General features: G+C 70.6%; 20 protein-coding genes and 1 tRNA gene. 12 read left to right on the forward strand and 9 right to left on the reverse strand.

Features of this window, described 5'->3' with window-relative positions; translation table 11 throughout:
- The first annotated feature begins 54 nt into the window (after window positions 1-54).
- The 6 genes from AB0P17_RS00695 (at window position 55) to AB0P17_RS00720 (ending at window position 8,187) form a co-directional block, all read left to right on the forward strand.
- Complete coding sequence (locus AB0P17_RS00695) at window positions 55-2,385, forward strand: SulP family inorganic anion transporter (protein WP_365806271.1); 2,331 nt, start codon at window positions 55-57, stop codon at window positions 2,383-2,385.
- A 352-nt stretch (window positions 2,386-2,737) separates the two neighbouring features.
- On the forward strand, window positions 2,738-4,696 hold the full coding sequence (gene acs, locus AB0P17_RS00700) for an acetate--CoA ligase (RefSeq protein WP_365806273.1): 1,959 nt from the start codon (window positions 2,738-2,740) through the stop codon (window positions 4,694-4,696).
- A 196-nt stretch (window positions 4,697-4,892) separates the two neighbouring features.
- A complete protein-coding gene (nhaA, locus tag AB0P17_RS00705) occupies window positions 4,893-6,287 on the forward strand; it encodes a Na+/H+ antiporter NhaA (RefSeq protein ID WP_365806275.1) in 1,395 nt (464 codons plus the stop codon).
- 99 nt (window positions 6,288-6,386) lie between these two features.
- Window positions 6,387-6,866, forward strand: a complete 480-nt coding sequence (locus tag AB0P17_RS00710) for a phage holin family protein (protein ID WP_365806491.1) — start codon at window positions 6,387-6,389, stop codon at window positions 6,864-6,866.
- On the forward strand, window positions 6,863-7,855 hold the full coding sequence (locus AB0P17_RS00715; protein ID WP_365806277.1) for an alpha/beta hydrolase: 993 nt from the start codon (window positions 6,863-6,865) through the stop codon (window positions 7,853-7,855). The genes AB0P17_RS00710 and AB0P17_RS00715 overlap by 4 nt, the downstream gene beginning before the upstream one ends.
- A gap of 152 nt (window positions 7,856-8,007) precedes the next feature.
- Window positions 8,008-8,187, forward strand: coding sequence for a hypothetical protein (locus AB0P17_RS00720; RefSeq protein ID WP_365806278.1), 180 nt, complete (start codon window positions 8,008-8,010; stop codon window positions 8,185-8,187).
- 134 nt (window positions 8,188-8,321) lie between these two features.
- Here AB0P17_RS00720 and AB0P17_RS00725 read toward each other — a convergent pair whose 3' ends face one another.
- The 3 genes from AB0P17_RS00725 to nth form a co-directional block, all read right to left on the reverse strand.
- Window positions 8,322-9,521, reverse strand: a complete 1,200-nt coding sequence (locus AB0P17_RS00725; protein WP_365806280.1) for a MarP family serine protease — start codon at window positions 9,519-9,521, stop codon at window positions 8,322-8,324.
- Window positions 9,522-9,595: 74 nt separating this feature from the next.
- The gene (locus AB0P17_RS00730) at window positions 9,596-10,390 is read right to left on the reverse strand and encodes a CoA pyrophosphatase (RefSeq protein WP_365806282.1); all 795 of its coding nucleotides are present in this window, start codon (window positions 10,388-10,390) and stop codon (window positions 9,596-9,598) included.
- 147 nt (window positions 10,391-10,537) lie between these two features.
- The gene (nth, locus tag AB0P17_RS00735) at window positions 10,538-11,401 is read right to left on the reverse strand and encodes an endonuclease III (RefSeq protein ID WP_365806284.1); all 864 of its coding nucleotides are present in this window, start codon (window positions 11,399-11,401) and stop codon (window positions 10,538-10,540) included.
- A 352-nt stretch (window positions 11,402-11,753) separates the two neighbouring features.
- Here nth and AB0P17_RS00740 point away from each other — a divergent pair, with 352 nt between their 5' ends.
- Window positions 11,754-12,428: a Crp/Fnr family transcriptional regulator gene (locus tag AB0P17_RS00740; RefSeq protein ID WP_015034542.1), complete on the forward strand. Its 675-nt coding sequence runs from the start codon at window positions 11,754-11,756 to the stop codon at window positions 12,426-12,428.
- Between the two features lie 150 nt (window positions 12,429-12,578).
- Here the strand turns inward: AB0P17_RS00740 and AB0P17_RS00745 are convergent, their stop codons facing one another.
- The 4 genes from AB0P17_RS00745 to AB0P17_RS00760 all read right to left on the reverse strand — a co-directional run bounded on the left by AB0P17_RS00745 (window position 12,579) and on the right by AB0P17_RS00760 (window position 15,345).
- Entirely contained in the window at window positions 12,579-13,415 is an 837-nt protein-coding gene (locus AB0P17_RS00745) for an MBL fold metallo-hydrolase (protein WP_365806286.1), read from the reverse strand.
- A complete protein-coding gene (locus tag AB0P17_RS00750) occupies window positions 13,412-14,485 on the reverse strand; it encodes an NUDIX hydrolase (RefSeq protein WP_365806288.1) in 1,074 nt (357 codons plus the stop codon). The genes AB0P17_RS00745 and AB0P17_RS00750 overlap by 4 nt, the downstream gene beginning before the upstream one ends.
- A gap of 231 nt (window positions 14,486-14,716) precedes the next feature.
- Window positions 14,717-15,187 carry a RidA family protein gene (locus AB0P17_RS00755; protein WP_365806290.1) on the reverse strand — a complete coding sequence of 157 codons (471 nt, stop codon included), beginning with the start codon at window positions 15,185-15,187 and terminating at the stop codon, window positions 14,717-14,719.
- The gene (locus AB0P17_RS00760) at window positions 15,184-15,345 is read right to left on the reverse strand and encodes a DUF4177 domain-containing protein (RefSeq protein WP_106965770.1); all 162 of its coding nucleotides are present in this window, start codon (window positions 15,343-15,345) and stop codon (window positions 15,184-15,186) included. Before AB0P17_RS00760 ends, AB0P17_RS00755 begins: the two co-directional genes overlap by 4 nt.
- Before the next feature lie 71 nt (window positions 15,346-15,416).
- Here AB0P17_RS00760 and AB0P17_RS00765 point away from each other — a divergent pair, with 71 nt between their 5' ends.
- Both AB0P17_RS00765 and AB0P17_RS00770 read left to right on the forward strand, forming a co-directional pair.
- Complete coding sequence (locus AB0P17_RS00765; protein ID WP_365806292.1) at window positions 15,417-16,382, forward strand: ArsA-related P-loop ATPase; 966 nt, start codon at window positions 15,417-15,419, stop codon at window positions 16,380-16,382.
- Window positions 16,379-17,845, forward strand: coding sequence for an ArsA-related P-loop ATPase (locus AB0P17_RS00770; RefSeq protein ID WP_365806294.1), 1,467 nt, complete (start codon window positions 16,379-16,381; stop codon window positions 17,843-17,845). The genes AB0P17_RS00765 and AB0P17_RS00770 overlap by 4 nt, the downstream gene beginning before the upstream one ends.
- A 435-nt stretch (window positions 17,846-18,280) precedes the next feature.
- On the opposite strand, the gene AB0P17_RS00775 is transcribed toward AB0P17_RS00770, so the two are convergent.
- A complete protein-coding gene (locus AB0P17_RS00775) occupies window positions 18,281-18,625 on the reverse strand; it encodes a WhiB family transcriptional regulator (protein ID WP_030353248.1) in 345 nt (114 codons plus the stop codon).
- A gap of 397 nt (window positions 18,626-19,022) precedes the next feature.
- Here AB0P17_RS00775 and AB0P17_RS00780 point away from each other — a divergent pair, with 397 nt between their 5' ends.
- Window positions 19,023-21,299: a transglycosylase domain-containing protein gene (locus tag AB0P17_RS00780; protein WP_365806296.1), complete on the forward strand. Its 2,277-nt coding sequence runs from the start codon at window positions 19,023-19,025 to the stop codon at window positions 21,297-21,299.
- A gap of 446 nt (window positions 21,300-21,745) precedes the next feature.
- Here AB0P17_RS00780 and AB0P17_RS00785 read toward each other — a convergent pair whose 3' ends face one another.
- Window positions 21,746-22,210 carry a GatB/YqeY domain-containing protein gene (locus AB0P17_RS00785; RefSeq protein ID WP_365806297.1) on the reverse strand — a complete coding sequence of 155 codons (465 nt, stop codon included), beginning with the start codon at window positions 22,208-22,210 and terminating at the stop codon, window positions 21,746-21,748.
- A gap of 108 nt (window positions 22,211-22,318) precedes the next feature.
- On the opposite strand from AB0P17_RS00785, the gene AB0P17_RS00790 reads away from it, so the two are divergent.
- Window positions 22,319-23,260 (forward strand): metallophosphoesterase, encoded by a 942-nt coding sequence (locus AB0P17_RS00790; protein ID WP_365806299.1) that lies wholly within the window; start codon window positions 22,319-22,321, stop codon window positions 23,258-23,260.
- Between the two features lie 138 nt (window positions 23,261-23,398).
- Window positions 23,399-23,472, forward strand: a tRNA-Pro gene (locus tag AB0P17_RS00795).
- Window positions 23,473-23,635: the final 163 nt, after the last annotated feature.

Below are 23,635 nucleotides of genomic sequence, written 5' to 3' on the forward strand. Positions count from 1 at the left end.
GTTGAACCGGGCGCCGCACACGCGTCCGCCAGCCGCCCGGAGGGGACGGGAATCATGAGCGCCTGCGTTCCCAGTCAGACCGACCGTCCGGCCCGCCCCGCGCCGCCGGGCGGCCACAGGTTCCGGATCGCCGGGGCCGATTTCTCCGCGTCGATCTCCGTCTTCCTGATCGCGCTCCCGCTCTCCCTGGGCATCGCGCTCGCCACCGGCGCGCCGCTCCAGGCGGGCTTGGTGGCCGCCGCGGTCGGGGGGCTGGTCGTGGGCCGGTTCGGCGGAGCACCGCTCCAGGTCAGCGGGCCGGCGGCCGGGCTCACCGTCGTCACCGCCGACTTGATCCAGCGGTACGGCTGGCGCACCACCTGCGCGATCACCGTCTGCGCGGGGCTTGCCCAACTCGGCCTCGCCGCGCTGCGGGTGGCCCGCTCCGCGCTCGCCGTCAGCCCGGCGATCGTCCACGGCATGCTCGCGGGGATCGGTGTGACGATCGCCCTCGCCCAGCTGCACATCGTGCTCGGCGGCTCGCCTCAGAGCTCCGCCGTCGACAACGTGCGCGGGCTGCCCGCCCAGTTGGCCAACCTGCACCTCGGCGCGCTCTCCGTGAGCACCCTGACGATCGCGGTGCTGCTCCTGTGGCCGCGTATCCCGGGGAACGCGGGCCGGGTCGTGCGGAAGATCCCGGCAGCGCTCGCCGCAGTGGCCCTCGCGACCGCGGCGGCGGCTCTCGCCGGGCTACGGCTGGAACGGGTCGACCTGCCGTCCTGGAGCAGTCACGCCCTGCCCGAGCTGCCCGAGGGACCGGCGCTCGGGCTGCTCGCCGCCGTCCTCACGATCACTCTCGTCGCCAGCGTCGAATCGCTCCTCTCCGCGGTCGCCGTGGACAAACTCGTGGCCGCGCGCAAGACACCCGGCGTCCGGATCCCGCGCGCCCGGCTCGACCGGGAGCTGGCCGGACAGGGCGCCGGGAATCTGCTCTCCGGCGCCCTCGGCGGCCTCCCCGTCACCGGGGTCGCCGTGCGAAGCTCCGCCAATGTCGCCGCAGGGGCGGTGAGCCGGAACTCGACGATGCTGCACGGCCTGTGGATCGCGGTGGCGGCTCTGCTGCTCGTGTCCGTGCTCGATCTGATCCCGCTGGCGGCCCTCGCCGCGCTGGTGATGGTCGTCGGGGTCCAGATGGTGAACATCACGCATCTGCGCAGCGTGCGCCGGAACCGGGAGATGCTGGTGTACGCGGTGACGATCACCGCCGTGGTCCTCACCGGAGTGCTGGAGGGGGTCGTGATCGGCATCGCCGTGGCCGTGGCGGTCGCGCTGCACCGGCTGGCGAGAACACGGATCACGGTGGAGGAGCGGGGCGGTGTCCACCGGGTGCGGGCCCGGGGCCAGTTGACCTTCCTCGCCGTGCCGAGACTCAGCCGGATGCTGCACCAGGTCCCGCAGGAGGCCAGATGCGTGGTGGAGCTGGACGGGTCGTTCATGGATCACGCGGCGTACGAGGCCCTGAACGACTGGCGCACCGCGCACATCGCCCAGGGAGGTGCGGCCGAGTTCACCGGACGGGCGGGCGACAGCATCGCGGAGCCGCCCTCCGGTGAGCCGCATGCCCGCTGCGGCCCCTGGACGCCGTGGCGCAATCACCACCGGAGCGGTGATGAGGCCCCGTGGTCGGGCGGACTGCAACTGGCCAGCGGGCTCAGCTTCTTCCAGCGCAACACGGCCCCGCTGGTGCGCGCCGAGCTGGCGCGGCTGGCGCGCGAGGGCCAACGCCCCTCCCAGCTCTTCCTCACCTGCGCCGACTCCCGGCTGGTCACGAGCATGATCACGTCCAGCGGCCCGGGCGACCTCTTCACGGTACGGAACGTGGGGAATCTGGTACCCCTGCCGGGGGCCGACGGCGCGGACGACTGTGTGGCGGCCGCGATCGAGTACGCGGTGGATGTGCTGCGCGTGGAGTCGATCACTGTCTGTGGTCACTCGGGGTGCGGCGCGATGCAGGCCCTGCTGAACACGCCCGAGCAGCGTCCCGGCGATCCCGACGCGCCGGCGACCTCACTGACACGGTGGCTGCGCCACGGGCAGCCCAGCCTGGCGCGGATGAGAAGCCGTCAGCATGCGTGGGCCGGGATCTCCGGACGGCCGACGGACGACGTGGTCGAGCAGCTCTGTCTGACCAATGTGGTCCAGCAGCTGGAGCATCTCCGGGCCCACGAGGCGGTCGCGCGCGCACTCGCCGAGAACCGGCTGGCGCTGCACGGCATGTACTTCCATGTCGGCGAGGCCCAGGCGTATCTGCTGGCGGACGGCGCCGGGACGGGCACGGCCGACGCCCTGGACGAGGAAGTGTTCAACCGGGTCCCGCCCACCGAACGGGAGGAGTCGCGCGCCTGAACCGTCCGCGTACCGCATCCGTGAGAGTGTGTGGCCCCCTTCCCTCCTCTTCCCACCCACCTGTCCGGGGGAAGCGGGCCGCTCCCGCCCGGCAGGGCACCGGGCGGGAGGCCGGGTCGGGAGGGCCATGCGCGGGTAGCCGGGCGGCCAGGGGCCTGCGGAGAAGCCCCTTGTCACCCGGTCATTCGCCTGATGAGCTAGTGGCGCGACCGGCATTCTTCGCCCGTGACGGGCAGAGCGTGCCGGACGGGGCACCGGCCCCGGGACACATAGGACGCTAGGACGCCCTGGGAAAGGGAGATGTCGTGAGCAACGAAAGCCTGGCCAATCTTCTCAAGGAGGAGACGGGACGATGAGCGAGACTTCTTCCCTCTCCAACCTGCTCAAGGAGGAGCGGCGGTTCACTCCGCCGGCCGAGCTGGCCGCGCACGCCAATGTGAGGGCGGAGGCGTACGAGCGGGCCGAGGCGGACAGGCTTGGCTTCTGGGCCGAGCAGGCGAGGCGGCTCACCTGGGTCACCGAGCCGACCGAGACGCTCGACTGGTCGAACCCCCCGTTCGCGAAGTGGTTCGCCGACGGTGAGCTGAACGTCGCGTACAACTGTGTCGACCGCCATGTCGAGGCCGGCCACGGTGACCGGGTGGCGATCCACTTCGAGGGCGAGCCCGGTGACAGCCGGACCCTCACCTACGCGGAGCTGAAGGACGAGGTGTCGCGGGCCGCGAACGCCCTCACCGAGCTCGGCGTGCGCACCGGGGACCGGGTCGCCGTCTATCTGCCGATGATCCCCGAGGCCGCGATCGCCATGCTGGCGTGCGCCCGGATCGGGGCCGCGCACTCGGTGGTCTTCGGCGGCTTCTCGGCCGACGCCGTCGCCTCCCGTATCCAGGACGCCGACGCCAAGCTGGTCATCACCTCCGACGGCGGGTACCGCCGCGGCAAACCGTCCGCGCTCAAGCCGGCCATCGACGAGGCCGTCGCCAAGTGCCCGCAGGTCGAGCACGTCCTCGTGGTGCGTCGTACGGGGCAGGACACCGCCTTCGACAGCGCGCGGGACGTGTGGTGGCACGAGATCGTGGGCCGCCAGTCCAAGGAGCACACCCCGGAGGCGTTCGGCGCGGAGCACCCGCTCTTCATCCTCTACACCTCTGGCACGACGGGTAAGCCGAAGGGCATCCTGCACACCTCGGGCGGTTATCTCACCCAGGCCGCCTACACCCACCACGCGGTCTTCGACCTCAAGCCGGAGACGGATGTGTACTGGTGCACGGCCGACATCGGCTGGGTGACCGGCCACTCGTACATCGTGTACGGGCCGCTCGCCAACGGCGCCACCCAGGTGATGTACGAGGGCACCCCCGACACCCCGCACCAGGGACGGTTCTGGGAGATCGTCCAGAAGTACGGGGTGACGATCCTCTACACCGCGCCGACCGCGATCCGTACGTTCATGAAGTGGGGCGACGACATCCCCGCCAAGTTCGACCTGTCGTCCCTGCGCGTGCTGGGCTCGGTCGGCGAGCCGATCAACCCCGAGGCCTGGGTCTGGTACCGCGAGCACATCGGCGCGGGCACCACCCCGGTCGTGGACACCTGGTGGCAGACCGAGACCGGCGCCATGATGATCTCCCCGCTTCCCGGGGTGACCGCGACGAAGCCGGGCTCCGCGCAGCGTGCCCTGCCCGGCATCTCCGCCACGGTCGTGGACGACGAGGGGCGTGAGGTGCCCGACGGGGGCGGTGGCTATCTCGTCCTCACCGAGCCGTGGCCGTCCATGCTCCGCACCATCTGGGGCGACGACCAGCGGTTCATCGACACGTACTGGTCGCGTTTCGAGGGCCGGTACTTCGCCGGGGACGGCGCCAAGAAGGACGACGACGGCGACATCTGGCTGCTGGGCCGCGTCGACGACGTCATGCTGGTCTCCGGTCACAACATCTCCACGACCGAGGTCGAGTCCGCCCTCGTCTCCCACCCCAAGGTCGCCGAGGCGGCGGTCGTCGGCGCCGCCGACGCCACCACCGGCCAGGCCATCGTCGCCTTCGTGATCCTGCGCGGCACCGCCTCCGCGGACGACGGCCTGGTGGCCGAATTGCGGAACCACGTCAGCGGGGTGCTCGGCCCGATCGCCAAGCCCAAGCGGATCCTTCCGGTCGCCGAACTGCCGAAGACCCGCTCCGGCAAGATCATGCGGCGCCTGCTCCGGGACGTCGCGGAGGACCGCCAGCTCGGGGACGTCACCACCCTGACCGACGCCTCGGTCATGGAGCTCATCCAGACCCAGCTCCCCACCGCGACCAGCGAGGACTGAGCGCACGCGGACCGGGTACAGGGGCCCCGGCTCCTGTACCCGGTCCATCACAGGGACCGCACCCCGGACGCCCCGTTCGGCGCATCCGGGTAGGGTGAGAAACGCATCGACAAATGAACAAGAAGTCCACAGGGGCGCCGGGAAGTCTGGTCGGCATGTGATACGTCATGCCCGCCGACCCGACCGGAGCACACGAATGCCCGCGCCCACGCCCGCACGCAAGTTCCTCGGACGGCTCCCGCTCCCCGAGCGGAACTACCTGGCGGAGCAGCTCCGTACCGAAACCGTCGGCGGTGTGCTGCTGCTCGTCGCCGCCGTCGCCGCCCTGGTCTGGGCGAACACCCCCCTCAGCGGCAGCTACGACGCCGTACGCGAATTTCATCTCGGGCCTGGCTCGCTCGGCCTCGACCTCTCCGTGCAGCACTGGGCCGCCGACGGCCTGCTCGCCCTCTTCTTCTTCGTCGCCGGCATCGAACTCAAGCGTGAACTCGTGGCCGGGGAACTGCGAGAACCGAAGGCCGCCGCCCTCCCCGTCATCGCCGCGCTCTCCGGTATGGCCGCGCCCGCGCTGGTGTATGTGCTGGTCAATACGGTGAGCGGCGGTTCGCTCGACGGCTGGGCCGTGCCCGTAGCCACCGACATCGCCTTCGCTCTCGCCGTCCTCGCGGTCCTCGGCACATCCCTGCCGTCCGCGCTGCGCGCCTTCCTCCTCACGCTCGCCGTCGTCGACGACCTCTTCGCCATCCTGATCATCGCCGTCTTCTTCACGAGCGAGCTGGACTTCCTGGCGCTCGGCGGCGCCTTCGCGGGCCTCGCCGTCTTCTGGCTGCTGCTGCGCTCGGGGGTACGCGGCTGGTACGTGTACGTCCCGCTGGCCCTGGTCATCTGGGGGCTGATGTACAACAGCGGCGTCCACGCCACCATCGCCGGGGTCGCGATGGGGCTGATGCTGCGCTGCACGCGCCGCGAGGGCGAGGAGCAGTCCCCCGGTGAGCACATCGAGCATCTCGTCCGCCCTCTCTCCGCCGGCCTGGCCGTGCCGCTGTTCGCACTCTTCTCGGCGGGTGTCTCGGTCTCCGGCGGCGCGCTCGGCCAGGTCTTCACCGAGCCGGAGACCCTCGGGGTGGTCCTGGGGCTGGTGGTCGGCAAGGCGGTCGGCATCTTCGGCGGTACGTGGCTGGCCGTACGGTTCACCCGCGCCGAGCTGAACGAGGACCTGGCCTGGCCCGATGTCTTCGCCCTCGCCGCACTCGCCGGGATCGGGTTCACCGTCTCCCTGCTCATCGGTGAGCTGGCCTTCACCGGCGATCCCGGGCTCACCGACGAGGTGAAGGCCGCGGTGCTGACGGGCTCCCTGATCGCCGCCGTACTGGCCGGCATCCTGCTCAAGATGCGGGTCCGTAAGTACCGCGCGCTGTACGAGGCGGAGGAGCTCGACGAGGACCGGGACGGCATCCCCGACATCTACGAACAGGACGATCCGGACTACCACTTGCGGATGGCCGCGCTGTACGAGGCGAAGGCCGCGGAACACCGAAGGCTGGCGGAACACGCGGGGGCGGCGAGCGATGACGGCGCCGGTCCGGCATGATCGGACATCCGACGCACCTGCGATCCGCAGACGGACCGACCTGCGATCCGCAGACGAGAAGAGCGAGAAGGTAGGGAGTCACCGATGAGCGACCCCGGCATGCACGTCGCCGACGCCGTCACGACCGGCACCGTTGTCGAGGCCGGCGGTGCGGACCGCAGTATCGGTCAGCTGGTCGCCTCGGCGACCGCCGAGATGTCCGCGCTGGTGCACGATGAGATCGCCCTGGTCAAGGCGGAGGTCCGGCAGGACGTCAAGCGCGGAGTCGCAGGCAGCGCGGCCATCGCCATCGCCGCGGTGTTCGCGCTGTTCGCACTGCCGGTGCTGAGCTTCGCCGCCGCGTACGGAATCCACAATCTGGGACTGGGCCTGGCCTGGTCGTTCCTGATCGTGGGCGCCGCGTTCCTGGTGATCGCCGGGCTGCTGTCCTTCATCGCGCTGCGGAAGTTCAAGAAGGTCAAGCCGCCGGAGAAGTCGATCGCCTCGGCCAAGCAGACCGCCGCCGTGTTCCAGAATGTGAAGCCCCACCCCCGCGAGGTCGGGGAAAGCTCCAAGTCTGTGGCACGCTCGACTGCATGACCGCCCCTGATTCCGAGCCCGGCGTCACTCCCGGTTCGACCCCGGCGAGTTCGCCGGAACCGGCCCGGCCCGCACCGGCGCCTGGTTCTGCCGTACGCCTCGACGGGCCCTGGACCCATCGCGACGTCGCGGCCAACGGCGCGCGCTTCCACATCGCCGAGATGGGCGACGGGCCGCTGGTGCTGCTGCTGCACGGCTTCCCGCAGTTCTGGTGGACCTGGCGGCACCAGCTCCCGGCGCTCGCGGAGGCCGGGTACCGGGCGGTCGCGATGGATCTGCGCGGGGTGGGCGGCAGCGACCGTACGCCGCGCGGGTACGACCCCGCCAACCTGGCCCTCGACATCACGGGCGTGGTGCGCTCCCTCGGCGAGCCGGACGCCGCGCTCGTCGGCCATGATCTGGGCGGCTACCTCGCCTGGACGGCGGCGGTGATGCGGCCCAAGCTGGTGCGCCGACTGGCGGTCTCCTCGATGCCGCACCCGCGGCGCTGGCGCTCGGCGATGCTCTCCGACTTCTCGCAGAGCCGGGCCGGCTCGTACATCTGGGGTTTCCAGCGGCCGTGGCTGCCGGAGCGTCAACTGCTCGCCGACGACGCGGCGCTGGTGGGGCGGCTGATCCGGGACTGGTCGGGGCCCCGGCTGCCCGACGACGAGACCGTCGAGGTCTACCGGCGGGCGATGGCCATTCCCTCCACGGCGCACTGCTCGATCGAGCCGTACCGCTGGATGGTGCGGTCCATGGCGCGCCCCGACGGCATCCAGTTCAACCGGCGGATGAAACGGCCCGTGCGGGTGCCGACCCTGCAGCTCCACGGGTCACTCGATCCGGCGATGCGAACGCGCAGCACGGCCGGGTCGGCGGAGTACGTGGAGGCGCCGTACCGCTGGCGGCTGTTCGACGGTCTGGGACACTTCCCGCACGAGGAGGATCCGGCGGCGTTCTCGTCGGAGCTCATCAACTGGCTCAAGGATCCCGAACCGGACCGTTGAACGGCCGGACGGCGGCGGAAGTGACCGGCACACACCCCATTGGGCGAACGTCACGAACGCTTGTCCTATGAACAGCCAAATGCCGCGCGCATAGGCCGATTGGCCGCCTCGGGAGCGGTTACCGACCATGGGGCACGGGCAGACGTCGGTGTATGGGCTGGACGCACGACTACGGTGACGCAGCACGCAACCGCCGCTCGGCCTCGGGGCCGATCACCCGCAGGAGGGGCGGCTCCGAAGATCAGGGCCATGATGCCCGGCTCGGCATTTCGCTGATCCTCCGCCGCAGGGCGCGCTGGGTCTCGGCCCGGCTGCGCCATCAACGCGGCTAGGGTCTTTCGTTTGGATCAGGCTGGATCAGGGAGCGCCCGCCGCGGTAGCGGCTGATGTCACTGCGGGCACGCGAGCCCAGCATGATCCAAACGAGAGGCCCTGGAGTCTGTCGCCACCAGCGCGGCGGGGGGCACTAGAGCGCGCACCCCTCGGTGTCGACCTGCTGGTTCGCGGACCGGCCGAGGGTGATGTCGTCGCGGATCTCGTCGACCGTCAGGGCGTAGCCCGTGTCGGGGTCGTCGAGCGACCTGGCGAAGATCACTCCGTACACCTCGCCCTCCGGGGTGAGGAGCGGGCCGCCGGAGTTGCCCTGGCGCACGGTCGCGAAGAGCGAGTAGACGCCGCGCTGGACCTCATCGCGGCGGTAGATGTCGGGGCCGTTGGCCTCGATGGTGCCGCGGACGCGGGCGGAGCGGACGTCGTACGCGCCGTTCTCCGGGAAGCCGGCGACGATCGCGTCGTCCCGGCTGGCCGCGCTCTCCTCGCTGAACTTGAGCGGTGCGGCCGGGAGGTCCGGCACATCCAGTACGGCGATGTCGCGTCGCCAGTCGTAGACGACGACCTTGGCGTCGTACAGCTTGCCCTCGCCGCCGATCTGGACCGTCGGCTCGCTCACGCCGCCGACCACGTGCGCGTTGGTCATCACCCGGCGGTCGGCGAAGACGAAGCCGGAGCCTTCGAGGACCTTGCCGCAGCTCTGGGCCGTACCGACGACCTTGACGATGGAGTTCTTGGCGCGGGCCGCGACCGGGCTGCCGGCGAGCGCCGGGTCCGGGGGCATCACCTCGGGGATGGGCTCGTTGGCGAACGGGCTGAAGACCTGGGGGAAGCCGTTCTGCGCGAGGACGGACGAGAAGTCCGTGAACCAGGTCGACGCCTCCGTGGGCATGACCTGGGAGACGCCGGTGAGGACCTTCGAGCCGCGGACCTCCTTGCCGAGCGTCGGCAGGGACGTACCGGCGAGGGCGGAGCCGATCAGCCAGGCGACCAGCAGCATGGCCACGACGTTGACCAGCGCGCCGCCCGTCGCGTCCAGGGCCCGGGCCGGGGACCAGGTGATGTAGCGGCGGAGTTTGTTGCCGAGGTGTGTGGTGAACGCCTGCCCCACCGAGGCGCAGACGATCACTATGACGACCGCCACGACGGCGGCCGTCGTGGAGACCTCGGAGTCCTGGGTGAGCTCGGCCCAGACCACCGGAAGGAGATAGACGGCGACGAGACCGCCGCCGAGAAAGCCGATCACCGACAGGACGCCGACGACGAACCCCTGGCGGTAGCCCACGACGGCGAACCAGACGGCGGCGAGCAGCAGCAGGATGTCCAGCACGTTCACCGTCAATAGCCTCGCTTGCCTCGCGGAAATGTCTCCGGTCGCTCCGGACCGGGCCAGGACACTGGGTCAGCCTTTCATGCACGCCAGTCGAGCGGGACCTGCCGGGAGCGGTCCCACGGCCGCTCCCATCCGGCGTGGTGCAGGATCCCGTCGATCACCCCGGCGGTGAACCCCCAGACCAGAGCCGACTCGACCAGGAAGGCGGGTCCTTGGTGGCCTCGGGGGTGGCGGGCGGTCGCTCTGTTGGCCGGGTCCGTCAGCGCCTCCACGGGGACCGTGAAGACGCGGGCCGTCTCCGCCGGGTCGACGACTCCGACCGGGGTCGGCACCCGCCACCAGCCGAGGACGGGCGTCACCACGAAGCCGCTCACGGGGATGTAGAGCCTGGGCAGCACGCCGAAGAGCTGGACGCCCGCCGGATCGAGGCCGGTCTCCTCCTGGGCCTCCCGCAGGGCCGCGCGCAGCGGGCCCGTGGTGGCCGGATCGCCGTCCTCGGGGTCGAGGGCGCCACCGGGGAACGCGGGCTGTCCCGCGTGCGAGCGCAGGCTGCTGGCCCGTTCCATGAGCAGCAGCTCCGGCCCCCGGTCACCCTCGCCGAAGAGGATCAGCACGGCGGACTGGCGGCCGGCGCCGCTCTCGGGCGGCAGGAAACGGCTGAGCTGCTCGCCCTGGAGGTTACTCGCGGCGCCGGCGACCGGCGCCAGCCATGCGGGCAGCCCGTCGGCGGTCACGGCGATGTCGTCCGCCGACGGGTCGTAGGTCCCGCTGCCGTGGGCCCCGGCGTCGTAGGTCCCGCTGCCGTGCGTCCCGCCGTCGTAGGTCCCTCTGCCGTGGGTCCCGCTGCTGTAGGTCTCTCTAGCGCGCGTCATGAGCACCCCCGTCGTACAACGCCGACCATCGACCGGATCGTTCCGCCCCCATCCGACTCCACTCGATCGTGTGTTCCACCCGGCCGCCCCGGCCCGCCGCACCCCGCACCTTCATACGGCCCCATACGGCGCGCCTTCTCCACCTGCTCAATCGCGCGCCGCCGGAGGGGCGGGAGGCGCCGGTCGGCCGGGGTAGTCGGCGGGCGGGCTCAGGCGCTGGCCCGGGTAGCCGCCCAACTCGTACTTGAGCAGCTTGCGCGCCTTCTCCGGATCGGTCTCGCCCTCCCCGTACGAGGGGCAGAGCGGCGCGATCGGACAGGCGCCGCACGCGGGCCTACGGGAGTGGCAGACCCGGCGCCCGTGGAAGATCACGCGGTGCGAGAGCATCGTCCACTCGCTCTTGGGGAAGATCTCGGCGATCTCCGCCTCGACCTTCTCCGGGTCCTCCTGCTCCGTCCACTTCCAGCGCCGGACGAGCCGGCCGAAGTGCGTGTCCACGGTCAGTCCGGGGACACCGAACGCGTTGCCGAGTACGACGTTGGCGGTCTTGCGGCCGACGCCCGGCAGCGTCACCAGATCGGCCAGCCGGCCCGGCACCTCGCCGTCGAACCGGTCCCGGAGGGCCGTGGAGAGCCCTATCAGCGACTTGGTCTTGGCGCGGAAGAAGCCCGTCGGCCGGATGACCTCCTCCAGCTCCTCCGGCACGGCCGCGGCCATGTCCTCGGGTGTCGGGTACTTCGCGAAGAGCGCGGGCGTCGTCTGGTTGACCCGGAGGTCGGTCGTCTGGGCCGACAGAACCGTCGCGACCAGCAGTTCGAACGGGTTCCGGAAATCCAGCTCGGGATGGGCGTACGGATAGACCTCGGCCAGCTCACGGTTGATCCGGCGGGCCCGGCGGACCATCGCCAGCCGCGATTCCGGCTTGGCCTTCGCCCCGGACGCGGCGGACGACGCCTTGCTTTTTGTACCTTTTGCGGCTCTTTTCGGTTTCGCCGAAGGCTGTTCGCCCACAGCGGAATTACGCTCCGCGGACACTCTTCCAGCCCCCTTGGCCTGCGCTGTCACCGGCGAGTTGGACACCCGGCCAGCGTAAAGCCCGCCACTGACATCCGCCCCGGCCATGGCGGATCACCACCCGAATCGGCCCTCCGGGCACGGCGCGGGACGCACGTACGTCAAACTTGTGACTGATCGCACGGTTTCGAACAGCTGATTCGAACAAACGGATCTCGGCGAAGGGCGGAGAATGCCCGGGATGCCGAGCCACCCGAGAAGAAGCAGCACGTACGGCATCATGGGGACCACGGTCCCCTGAGCAGGTGGGGACCATGGTTCCCTGAGCAGGTCGACAAGGAGAGAACACGTGGACGACGTTCTGCGGCGTGCCCCGCTCTTCGCGGCGCTCGATGACGAGCAGGCGGCGGAGCTCCGCGCCTCGATGAGTGAAGCGACGCTGGCGCGCGGTGACGCGCTGTTCCACGAGGGCGACCCCGGCGACCGCCTCTACGTGGTCACCGAAGGCAAGGTCAAGCTCCACCGGACGTCCCCCGACGGCCGGGAGAACATGCTGGCGGTGCTCGGCCCCGGCGAGCTGATCGGCGAGCTGTCCCTCTTCGACCCGGGCCCGCGCACCGCGACCGCGACCGCGCTCACCGAGGTCAAGCTCCTCGGCCTGGGCCACGGCGACCTCCAGCCCTGGCTGAACGCCCGCCCCGAGGTGGCCACGGCGCTGCTGCGCGCCGTCGCGCGACGGCTGCGCAAGACGAACGACCAGATGTCCGACCTGGTCTTCTCCGACGTTCCCGGCCGCGTGGCGCGGGCGCTCCTCGACCTGTCGCGCCGCTTCGGCGTGCAGTCGGAGGAGGGCATCCACGTCGTCCACGACCTGACCCAGGAAGAGCTGGCCCAGCTCGTCGGCGCCTCGCGCGAGACGGTGAACAAGGCGCTCGCGGACTTCGCCCAGCGCGGCTGGCTCCGGCTGGAGGCCCGCGCGGTGATCCTGCTGGACGTGGAGCGCCTCGCGAAGCGTTCGCGCTGAACGACGGACAGAGCGACAGGGCTGCTGGGCGGCAGAGCCGCTGACCGACAGAGCCGCTGCCGATGAGCTGAGGAGCTGAAGCTCAATGGAAGGGCCCCGCCATCCTGGCGGGGCCCTTCCGCATGCCCATGGTGCGTGCCCCGGGGCCCGCTACTCCGGGATAAGGCCGTGTTCGCGCAGATAGTCGAGCTGTGCGCGTACGGACAGCTCGGCGGCGGGCCACAGGGAGCGGTCCACCTCCGCGTACACGTGCGCCACGACCTCCGCGGGGGTGCGGTGGCCGTTCTCGACCGCGGTCTCGATCTGGGCGAGCCGGTTGGCCCGGTGGGCGAGATAGAACTCGACGGCGCCCTGCGCGTCGTCGAGGACCGGGCCGTGGCCCGGCAGGACCGTGTCCACACCGTCGTCGACCGTGAGCGAGCGCAGCCTGCGCAGCGAGTCGAGATAGTCGCCGAGCCTGCCGTCCGGGTGCGCGACGAGCGTCGTACCGCGCCCCAGGACCGTGTCTCCCGTCAATACCGCGCGGTCGGCCGGCAGATGGAAGCAGAGCGAGTCGGAGGTGTGGCCGGGGGTGGGCACGACCCGCAGCTCCAGCCCGCCGGTGGTGACGACGTCCCCGGCCGCCAGCCCCTCGTCCCCGAGCCGCAGGGCCGGATCCAGGGCGCGGACGTCGGTACGGGTCAGGGCGGCGAAGCGCGCCGCGCCCTCCGCGTGGTCCGGGTGGCCGTGGGTGAGCAGGGTCAGCGCGACCCGCTTCCCGGCCCGCTCGGCGGCGCTGATGACCGCCTTGAGGTGGGTGTCGTCCAGCGGCCCCGGGTCGATCACGACCGCCAGGTCCGAGCCGGGCTCCGAGACGATCCAGGTGTTGGTGCCGTCGAGCGTCATCGGGGAGGGGTTCGGGGCGAGGACGTTCACGGCGCGGGCGGTGGCGGGGCCGGAGAGCACCCCGCCGCGTGGCTGGCCGGGGAGAAGCGCCGCGTCGCTCATCGGGGGCCTCCGGCCGGGTGCTGCTCGCCGCGGGTGTCCGGGCCGGGAGGGTTCGAGCCGGGGGCGTCCGGGCCGGGGCCGTTCGAGTCGTACGCGGGCGCCCGGTCGACGCGCTTGGTGAACTCGTCGTGCCCCGGCCAGCTCAGGACCAGTTCCCCGTCCTCCCATCGGGCCGTGGCGAGTACGGGCGTCAGATCGCGCCCCGCGGCCGCGGCGAGCGCGTCGGCGGCCGTACCGTACGGCTGGAGCTGACGGAGCGTCGCGATGGTCGGTGGCATCATCAGCAGCTCCCCCTTGTCGTACGCCTCCGTCGCCTCGGACGGCCTGATCCACACCGTACGGTCGGCCTCGGTCGAGGCGTTCCTGGTGCGCTGCCCCGACGGCAGGGAGGCCACGAAGAACCAGGTGTCGTAGCGGCGCGGCTCGAACTCCGGGGTGATCCAGCGGGCCCACGCGCCGAGCAGATCGCTGCGCAGGACCAGCCCGCGCCGGTCCAGGAATTCGGCGAAGGAGAGCTCCCGGTCGACGAGGGCGGCGCGGTCGGCCTCCCAGCCGTCCCGGTCGGCGTCGCGAGCGGCACCGCGGTCCGCGTCGGCGTCGGCGTCGGCGTCGGCGTCGGCGTCGGCGCCAAGGGTGTTGTCTCCCCCGTCGACTGCGGCTCCGATGTCACCGACGACGGTGTCCGCGGTCTCCCCCGCGAGCAGGACGCCCGCCTCCTCGTACGTCTCGCGTACCGCCGCGCAGACGATGGCCTGCGCCGACGCCGGGTCCACGCCGAGCCGCCGCGCCCATACGTCGCGGCCGGGCCCGGCCCAGCGGACGAGGCGGTCGTCGTCCCTGGGGTCGACTCCGCCGCCCGGATACGCGTACGCACCCGCGGCGAAGGCCATCGAGGCGCGGCGCCGCAGCATGTGGACGGCGGGACCGCCGGGGACGCCGGGGCCGCCGGGATCGTCGCGCAGGAGCATCACCGTCGCGGCCCGCCGGGGAGTCACCGCGGTGATCTCACCGGTGGCGAGGGCACGGATCCGCTCGGGCCATTCGGGCGGGTACCACTGACCATTGGACATGGCCGGATGCTATGCGCTGGCGGGAGGATGTTCGAGAGGCACCCGGTCACGCGTCGCCCCTCGCGTACGCGGAGAGGCCCCGCCCCGTACGTGCCGTACCGCACGTACCGAACGGGACCTCTCGGGGTCAGGAGGCGGGACCACCCGGGACCGGCCCGTGGCCAGGTCCTTGCTCGGTCCAGGCCCTTGCTCGGTCCCAGGTTCCAGCTCGGTCCAGGGCCGGCTCCACGCTCAGTCCTGGATCAGTTCCACCTGGATCTCGACCTCGACCGGCGCGTCCAGCGGCAGCACCGCCACGCCGACGGCGCTGCGCGCGTGCACGCCCTTGTCGCCGAGGACCTGGCCCAGCAGCTCGCTCGCGCCGTTGACGACGCCCGGCTGGCCGGTGAAGTCCGCGGCCGAGGCGACGAAGCCGGTGACCTTCACCACGCGCGCGATCCGGTCCAGGTCGCCGACGACGGACTTCACGGCGGCGAGGGCGTTCAGCGCGCAGGTGCGGGCCAGCTCCTTGGCCTCCTCCGCGGTGACCTCGGCGCCCACCTTGCCGGTGACCGGAAGCTTGCCGTCCACCATCGGGATCTGGCCCGAGGTGTAGACGTACGCGCCCGACCGTACGGCCGGCTGGTAGGCGGCCAGCGGCGGTACGACCTCGGGCAGCGTCAGCCCCAGCCCGGCGAGGGCGGCGTCGACGGTGCCGCTCATGCGCCCTTCTCCCGCTTCAGGTAGGCCACCAACTGCTCGGGGTTGTTCGGCCCGGGAACGACCTGGACGAGCTCCCAGCCGTCCTCGCCCCAGGTGTCCAGAATCTGCTTGGTCGCGTGCACGAGAAGGGGCACGGTCGCGTATTCCCACTTGGTCATGGGGCGACTGTAGTCGTACCGGGTGGCAGCCTCGTGCGTAGCCCGCGGCCTTACTGGTTAGGCTCGAATACGTGAGCAGGCTCCAGGTCGTCAGCGGCAAGGGCGGTACCGGTAAGACGACGGTCGCCGCCGCCCTCGCGCTCGCCCTCGCGACCGAGGGCAAGCGCACCCTTCTCGTCGAGGTCGAGGGCAGACAGGGCATCGCACAGCTCTTCGAGACGGAAGCCCTTCCCTACGAGGAACGGAAGATCGCCGTCGCCTCGGGCGGCGGTGAGGTGTACGCGCTGGCCATCGACGCCGAGCGCGCCCTCCTCGACTATCTCCAGATGTTCTACAAGCTCGGCAGCGCGGGGCGGGCGCTCAAGAAGATCGGCGCGATCGACTTCGCGACGACGATCGCCCCGGGAGTCCGGGACGTGCTGCTGACCGGCAAGGCGTGCGAGGCCGTACGCCGACGGGACAAGCAGGGACGTTTCACTTACGACTACGTCGTGATGGACGCGCCGCCCACGGGCCGCATCACCCGCTTCCTCAATGTGAACGACGAGGTGGCGGGGCTGGCGAAGATAGGCCCGATACACAATCAGGCGCAGGCGGTGATGCGGGTCCTGAAGTCGCCGGAGACGGCGGTGCATCTGGTGACGCTGCTGGAGGAGATGCCGGTCCAGGAGACCGCGGACGGCATCGCCGAGCTGAAGGGCGCCGAGCTGCGGGTCGGCAAGGTGATCGTGAACATGGTGCGCCCGCACCTCCTGGACGAGGCGGCCGTACGCGCCGCGGCGGGCGACCGCCGCAAGGAGGTGGCCAGGACACTGGCCGCGGCCGGCGTGCCCGCGCCCACGAAGCTGGTCGGGCCGCTCCTCGAACAGGCCGCCGAGCACGCCCAGCGCGTGGAACTGGAGCGCGAACAGCGGGCCGTGCTCGCCAAGCTGGGGCTGCCGGCGTACGAGCTTCCCCTCATCGGGGAGGGGATGGACCTCGCCGGTCTCTACCGGCTGGCGGGAGAGCTACGGGAACTTGGTGAGGTCTTCGCATGACGCTGGACTCCGCGGCCGCCCCGCTCGACATCGATCCGCTGCTCGACGACCGGGAGACACGCATCATCGTGTGCTGCGGCTCCGGCGGGGTCGGCAAGACGACGACCGCGGCGGCCCTCGGTGTACGGGCGGCGGAGCGCGGCCGCAAGGTCGTCGTCCTGACCATCGACCCGGCGCGCCGGCTGGCCCAGTCCATGGGGATCGACTCGCTGGACAACACTCCGCGGCAGGTCAAGGGCGTCGAGGGGCCCGGTGAGCTGCACGCGATGATGCTCGACATGAAGCGGACCTTCGACGAGATCGTCGAGGCGCACGCGGACGCGGACCGGGCCCGCGCCATTCTGGAGAACCCGTTCTACCAGTCCCTGTCGGCCGGTTTCGCGGGCACGCAGGAGTACATGGCGATGGAGAAGCTGGGCCAGTTGAGGGCCCGCGACTCCTGGGACCTGATCGTCGTCGACACCCCTCCGTCGCGCTCCGCGCTGGATTTCCTGGACGCGCCGAAGCGGCTCGGGTCCTTCCTCGACGGGAAGTTCATCCGGCTGCTGATGGCCCCCGCGAAGATGGGCGGCCGGGCCGGGATGAAATTCCTCAATGTCGGTATGTCGATGATGACCGGGACGCTGGGAAAGCTGCTGGGCGGTCAGTTCCTGCGCGACGTACAGACGTTCGTGACGGCGATGGACACGATGTTCGGCGGCTTCCGCACCCGCGCGGACGCGACATACCGGCTGCTCCAGGCGCCGGGCACGGCCTTTCTGGTGGTGGCGGCGCCGGAGCGGGACGCGCTGCGGGAGGCCGCGTACTTCGTGGAACGGCTGGCCGCCGAGGAGATGCCGCTGGCGGGGCTGGTCCTCAACCGGGTCCACGGGAGCGGGGCGGCCCGGCTGTCGGCGGAGCGGGCGCGCGCGGCGGCAGAAAATCTTGAGGAGGGGCGCATGGTGGATCAGATACGGGGGAATGCTCGCAGTGGCGCTACCACCCCGGACAGCTCCTCTCCCGAAGCGTCCGAGCCACACGGGCTTCATGAAGCCGTCGAGCCCCCCGTAGCCGCCAAGCCAGCCGCCGAGTCAGCCGCCGACGCGGACCAGACCGAGAAGACCCCAGACACGTCAGACAGCCCGGTGACGCCGCGGGCTCCACAGACATCAGAGACCCCGGTGCCCCCGGCCCCCCCGGAGAGCACCGAGACGCCGGAGACCCCCCGGGACATTCCGACAGGTATGTCCGTTTCCGCCGCGACGGAGGCGACTCCTTCTGTCACAACTGTGGAACAGCTCACGGCCGGTCTGCTGTATCTGCACGCCGAGCGCATGCAGGTTCTCGCACGCGAACAGCGCACGCGTGACCGCTTCACCGCGCTCCACCCCGAGGTGGCGGTGGTCGAGGTGGGAGCCCTGCCAGGAGATGTGCACGACCTGGCGGGACTCAGGATGATCGGCGAGCGCCTCGCCTCTCCGTGAGCGCCTCGCCTCGGAGTCACGCCCCGAAGACACGGGGACACGCCGACGGCGCGACTGATCGAGCCGCGCCATACCCGCGTATACGCATACGCATACACATGTGCGTGCTGCTTGAGACTTCTTGAGACCTTGAGACGCGGGACAGGAATGCCGTCGAAGCTTTGGAGCTGCCGCTGAGCTGCAGCTATCGCCGAATTGCAACCGTATCCGTAGCAATAGCTCTGTAGCTGCTGCAGTTGGAGCAGTAGCCGGGATTACGCAGACGAACGTGCGGGGCCACGGGGATGTATGGCCCCCACAATCCGCGACGCGAGGCATCGTGTTCCTCACGGTCGCCCGTCCACGCCACGCCCGGCGCTCCCGGCCAGGGCGGAGTCCGTTTCGATATCGGTGGGACCGAAACGCATCCGCCCCAGCACCGGGACGGCCAGGGATCTACCCGACCGCCGCGTACGTCTCGTACGTCTCGTCATCCTCCAAGCCCACGGGCAGCAGGCCCGCGCTGCGCTCGTACTCCGTACGCGCCGTTTCCAGCAGTCGGCGCCATGAAGTGACGGTCGGACGCCTGCGCAGCAACGCGCGGCGCTCCCGCTCCGTCATTCCGCCCCACACGCCGAACTCGACGCGGTTGTCCAGCGCGTCCGCCAGGCACTCGGTCCGCACCGGGCATCCGGTGCACACCGCCTTGGCCCTGTTCTGCGCCGCACCCTGTACGAACAGTTCATCTGGATCGGTAGTGCGGCAAGCTGCCTGCGCACTCCAGTCGGTTACCCAGCCCATGCCGGCGCCGTCCTCTCCCGAATCGAGGCTCCCCCACGGCGGCAGCGGCATATTCACCGTTGCCAGTTGAGGACGTTACGGAAGGCGGGCACAGCGCAACACCCCCTTCGGGCCCAATCTTGAATGGCCCGAACGGACTATGCGTACGCGGCAGATCACCCAGGGGAGTGACCCCAGGGCATAAAGGAACAATCCAAAAGAGTCGGGTTATTTCAGTCGAGTCACAACGGACGTCCGATGGCGTATCGGGGTGATTCGGACATCACTTCTCACGTTTCGGGTTCACGGGAAGTTCATCGAGGGGCCTTGATGCATGACCGCACTGCTGTGACAGTTGGGGACAGCTTAGGCCAGAGCCTTGACGCGTGTCCGGCGATTGAGAACGTAGGCTGCCCTCATGCCAAAGAAGCGCTCGGGCGGGGGTCTGACCGGGACCCAGCAGGCCGCCAAGTTCCTCGGTGTCAGTGTGCTGGCGGGAGCGGTCCTCGCCGGAATCGCGCTGCCGGCCTTCGGCGCGCTGGGACTCGCGGCGAAGGGAACGGTCGAGGGGTTCGACGAAATCCCCGCCAACCTCAAGACTCCGCCGCTGAGTCAGCGCACCACGATCCTGGACGCCCAGGGTGGCCGCATCGCCACCGTCTATTTCCGCGACCGCACCGTCGTGCCGCTCAAGCAGATCTCCCCGTACATGCAGAAGGCGATCGTCGCGATCGAGGACTCGCGCTTCTACGAGCACGGGGCCGTCGACCTCAAGGGTGTACTGCGCGCGGTCAATCGCAACGCGCAGTCGGGCGGCGTCGCGGAGGGCGCCTCGACCCTGACGCAGCAGTACGTGAAGAACGTGTTCGTCGAGGAGGCCGGCGACGACCCGGACAAGGTCGCGCAGGCCACCCAGCAGACCCTGGGCCGCAAGATCCAGGAGCTGAAGTACGCGATCCAGGTCGAGGAGGAGCTGGGCAAGAAGAAGATCCTTGAGAACTACCTGAACATCACGTATTTCGGGCAGTCGGCGTACGGGATCGAGGCGGCGTCGCAGCGCTACTTCTCCAAGTCCGCCAAGGACCTGAAGCTGGAAGAGGCGGCCCTGCTCGCGGGCACCGTCCAGTCGCCGACCCGTTACGACCCGATCAACGACGAGGAAGAGGCGACCAAGCGGCGCAACACCGTCCTCCAGCGGATGGCCACCGTCGGCGACATCTCGGCGGCGGAGGCGGACCGCGCCAAGGCCGCGCCGATCGAGCTGAAGGTCAGCCGCCCGAAGAACGGCTGCATCACGGCGGTCAGCGGGGCGGGCTTCTTCTGCGACTACGTGCGCGAGGTCTTCCTGACCAACCCGGTGTTCGGCAAGAGCCGCGAGGAGCGCGCCAAGGTCTGGAGCCAGGGTGGCCTGACGATCCGTACGACGCTGGACCCGCAGGCCCAGTCCTCGGTGCAGGCGTCGATCAAGAGCCACGTCAACAAGAGCGACAAGGTCGCGACGGCCGTGACCCTGGTCGAGCCGGGCACCGGCAAGATCCTGGGCATGGGCCAGTCCAAGCCGTACGGCTTCGGGAAGAACGAGACCCAGATCAACCTCTCGGTCGACCACGGGATGGGCGGCTCGAACTACGGCTTCCCGACCGGTTCGACGTTCAAGCCGTTCCTCGCGACGGCGGCGATCGAGCGCGGGGTCCCGCCGACGCAGTCGTACCCGTCGCCGTACGAGATGCCGTACCCGGCCTCGATCCAGACGTGCAGCGGCAAGCCGTGGGTCAACACCGGCGGCGACACGGCCGAGAACGAGAACGAGTCCGAGGTCGGTCCGTACCCGCTGAAGGAGGCGATGGCCCTCTCGGTCAACACCTACTTCGTGCAGATGATAGGGCAAATCGGACTCTGCCCGGTGACGGAGACGATCTCCAAGCTGGGCGTCGTCCAGGGTGACGGCAAGAAGCTCCCCGAGTCGCCGTCCGCCCTGACCCTGGGCTCGCAGGGCATCTCGCCGCTGCGGATGGCCAGCGCGTACGCCGCCTACGCGAACCGTGGCACGTACTGCACGCCGATCGCCATCTCCTCCATCAAGACGGCGGGGGGCGACAGCCTCAAGGTTCCGAAGACGAGCTGCTCGCGGGCGATGAGCGAGAAGACCGCCGACACGATCAACACCCTGCTCAAGGGTGTGGTCGACTCCGGTACCGGTGAGTCGGCCGGTCTGACCAGCCGCGACAACGCGGGCAAGACGGGTACGACGGACCTCAGGAAGAACGCCTGGTTCGTCGGCTACACCCCGAACCTGTCCGGCGCGGTCTGGGTCGGCAGTCCCTCCCAGCAGGTCGAGATGGAGAACATCACCATCGGCGGCGAGTACCACGACAAGGTGTTCGGTGGTCAGGTGCCGGGGCCGATCTGGAAGGACGCGGTCACCGGGGCGCTGGAGGGCAAGGAGGCGCCGACCTTCAACACCGTCGACATCCCGGACGCGCCGAAGGACAAGGAGAAGGGCCGGGACCGAGACCGGGACAACCCGGGCGACGGCAACGGCGGCTCCGACAACGGCGGTAATGGGAACGGCGGTAACGGAAACGGTGACAACGGCGGCTCGGGCGACGGGAAGCCGGGTGGCGGCTTCGATTTCTTCGGCGGCGGCCGTAACGGCGGCGGCAACGGGAACGGCGGCGGCGGGGCCTTCCCGTAACCGCCCCGACGCGCTTGTGACCGCGTAACCGACCGGAGGGTGGCCCGCACACAGGCGGGCCACCCTCCGGCGCGTTCCGGACGGCTGACGCGCGCCGCCCGGCGCGGTCCCGCGCTGTACGCGGCCGACGGCGGGCGACCGGCGGCGGATCTGCCGGAATCGGCGACGCTCCGGCCGGGTCGGTCCCGGCCGACGGATCAGCCCCACCGGGATCGCCCCCGGCCCGCGGATCAGCCCCGACGGATGGACCCTGGCGGGGTGGGTGGGCCTCGGCCCGCGGATCAGCCCCGACGGATGGACCCCGGCCGGATCGGCCGCGGCCCGCGGATCGGCCCGGACGGAATGGACCCCGGCCCGGCCCGCCCCTCGCACGTTACGACAGATCAGCCCTGGCTGCCGGGGTCGGTCCCGGCCCGGCCGGGACCGCCGGCGGGACCGATCCGGATCTAGCCGGCGAGCGACTGCTTCACGAGGGCCGCCACCCGGCCGCCGTCGGCGAGACCGGCCACCTTCGGGTTGACGATCTTCATGACCGCGCCCATCGCCCGCGGCCCCTCGGCACCCGCGGCCTTCGCCTCGGCGACGGCCTGCGCGACGATCCCGGCCAGCTCCTCGTCGGTGAGCTGCTTCGGCAGATACGCGTCGAGCAGCGCGCCCTCGGCCTTCTCGCGCTCGGCCTGCTCCGCACGGCCGCCCTGGGCGAACGCCTCGGCCGCCTCGCGGCGCTTCTTCGCCTCCTTCGCGATCACCTTCTGCACCTCGTCGTCGGAGAGCTCGCGCGCCGACGTGCCCGAGACCTCCGCCTTGGTGATCGCGGTGAGGGTGAGCCGGAGCGTGGCCGAGCGGAGCTCGTCCCGCGCCCTGATGGCCTCGGTGAGGTCTTCCTTCAGTCTGGACTTAAGGCTGGTCATGGGGCCAAGTGTGGCAGGTGTGCCGAGGCGGCCGCCCGCGGATTTCCCCGCCTGTGGATAACCGCCCCGTGGATCACTCGCACCCGGCGCGTCTGCGACCATGGGCGCATGCGCGCACGCTACGGGGTTCCCCTGAAAGTCACCGCCGGTATCGCAGCTGTCGGGGCGGCCGGCCTCGCCTACGCCGCCGGATTCGAAGCCCGCTCCTTCCGGCTGCGGAGAATCTCCGTACCGGTGCTGCCGCGCGGCATGCGCGATCTTCGCGTCCTCCAGGTCTCCGACATCCACATGGTGAGCGGACAGCGCAAGAAGCAGCGCTGGCTCCAGTCGCTGGCCGGGCTGCGCCCCGACTTCGTCGTGAACACCGGCGACAACCTCTCCGACCCGGAGGGCGTGCCGGAGCTGCTGGACGCGCTGGGCCCGCTGATGGAGTACCCGGGGGTGTACGTCTTCGGCTCGAACGACTACTACGGCCCGAAGCTTCGCAACCCGGCCCGCTACCTCCTGGAGAAGGCCCAGGGCCGCCATGGTCTGAACGGCAACGCTCCGGCCGTCGCGGCCGTGCACATCCCGTGGGAGCCGATGCGCGACGCCTTCGACGAGGCGGGCTGGGTGGGCCTGAACAACGCCCGCGGCCGGCTGAAGATCGACGGCCACGAGATCGCCTTCACCGGCGTCGACGACCCGCACATCAAGCGGGACAGGTACGAGCGCGTCGCGGGCGGCCCCGCCCCGGACGCGGACCTGTCGATCGGCGTGGTCCACGCCCCGTACCTGCGCGCCCTGGACGCCTTCACGGCCGACGGCTACCCCCTGATCCTCGCGGGCCACACCCACGGCGGCCAGGTCTGCATCCCCTTCTACGGCGCGCTGGTCACCAACTGTGACCTGGACACGGACCGCGTCAAGGGCCTCTCCACCCACCGCACGCCGGACCACACCGCGTACCTCCACGTCTCCGCGGGCTGCGGCGCCAGCCGCTACACCCCCGTCCGCTTCGCCTGCCCCCCGGAAGCGACGCTGCTGACCCTGACGGCCGCCCGAGGCTGACCAGGCCAGGGCCAGGGCCAGGACCGGGCGGGCTCGGCCGAGCGGGCCCGAGGGGCTCCTCCGGGCCCGCCAAACCGGATTTCGCCTCCGGCCAGCGGTGGGCTAAAGTAATCGATGTCGCCAGGGCAACGGCGACATCGGGGTGTAGCGCAGCTTGGCAGCGCGCTTCGTTCGGGACGAAGAGGTCGTGGGTTCAAATCCCGCCACCCCGACAGCTGAAACACCAGGTCAGGGGCCTGATCCGCTTAGCGGGTCGGGCCCCTGAGTGGTTCCGGGGGCTCCTTTGGGAGCCGTTTGGGAGCCGACTTCATTTCCCGACTCCCCAACGGCTCCCATCACCCCGTAGCCAAGGCTGCTCGATCATGCACCAAGCTC

Origin of the sequence: Streptomyces sp. NPDC088124, assembly GCF_040685895.1 — a bacterium.
Classification (GTDB): Bacteria; Actinomycetota; Actinomycetes; order Streptomycetales; family Streptomycetaceae; genus Streptomyces.

Excerpts from the sequence above, each read along its gene's own strand:
- AB0P17_RS00695 (WP_365806271.1), top strand. The coding sequence starts at position 55 with ATGAGCGCCTGCGTTCCCAGTCAGACCGACCGTCCGGCCCGCCCCGCG.
- acs (WP_365806273.1), top strand. The coding sequence starts at position 2,738 with ATGAGCGAGACTTCTTCCCTCTCCAACCTGCTCAAGGAGGAGCGGCGG.
- nhaA (WP_365806275.1), top strand. The coding sequence starts at position 4,893 with ATGCCCGCGCCCACGCCCGCACGCAAGTTCCTCGGACGGCTCCCGCTC.
- AB0P17_RS00710 (WP_365806491.1), top strand. The coding sequence starts at position 6,387 with ATGCACGTCGCCGACGCCGTCACGACCGGCACCGTTGTCGAGGCCGGC.
- AB0P17_RS00715 (WP_365806277.1), top strand. The coding sequence starts at position 6,863 with ATGACCGCCCCTGATTCCGAGCCCGGCGTCACTCCCGGTTCGACCCCG.
- AB0P17_RS00720 (WP_365806278.1), top strand. The coding sequence starts at position 8,008 with ATGGGCTGGACGCACGACTACGGTGACGCAGCACGCAACCGCCGCTCG.
- AB0P17_RS00730 (WP_365806282.1), bottom strand. The coding sequence starts at position 10,390 with ATGACGCGCGCTAGAGAGACCTACAGCAGCGGGACCCACGGCAGAGGG.
- AB0P17_RS00745 (WP_365806286.1), bottom strand. The coding sequence starts at position 13,415 with ATGAGCGACGCGGCGCTTCTCCCCGGCCAGCCACGCGGCGGGGTGCTC.
- AB0P17_RS00750 (WP_365806288.1), bottom strand. The coding sequence starts at position 14,485 with ATGTCCAATGGTCAGTGGTACCCGCCCGAATGGCCCGAGCGGATCCGT.
- AB0P17_RS00755 (WP_365806290.1), bottom strand. The coding sequence starts at position 15,187 with ATGAGCGGCACCGTCGACGCCGCCCTCGCCGGGCTGGGGCTGACGCTG.
- AB0P17_RS00760 (WP_106965770.1), bottom strand. The coding sequence starts at position 15,345 with ATGACCAAGTGGGAATACGCGACCGTGCCCCTTCTCGTGCACGCGACC.
- AB0P17_RS00770 (WP_365806294.1), top strand. The coding sequence starts at position 16,379 with ATGACGCTGGACTCCGCGGCCGCCCCGCTCGACATCGATCCGCTGCTC.
- AB0P17_RS00775 (WP_030353248.1), bottom strand. The coding sequence starts at position 18,625 with ATGGGCTGGGTAACCGACTGGAGTGCGCAGGCAGCTTGCCGCACTACC.
- AB0P17_RS00780 (WP_365806296.1), top strand. The coding sequence starts at position 19,023 with ATGCCAAAGAAGCGCTCGGGCGGGGGTCTGACCGGGACCCAGCAGGCC.
- AB0P17_RS00785 (WP_365806297.1), bottom strand. The coding sequence starts at position 22,210 with ATGACCAGCCTTAAGTCCAGACTGAAGGAAGACCTCACCGAGGCCATC.
- AB0P17_RS00790 (WP_365806299.1), top strand. The coding sequence starts at position 22,319 with ATGCGCGCACGCTACGGGGTTCCCCTGAAAGTCACCGCCGGTATCGCA.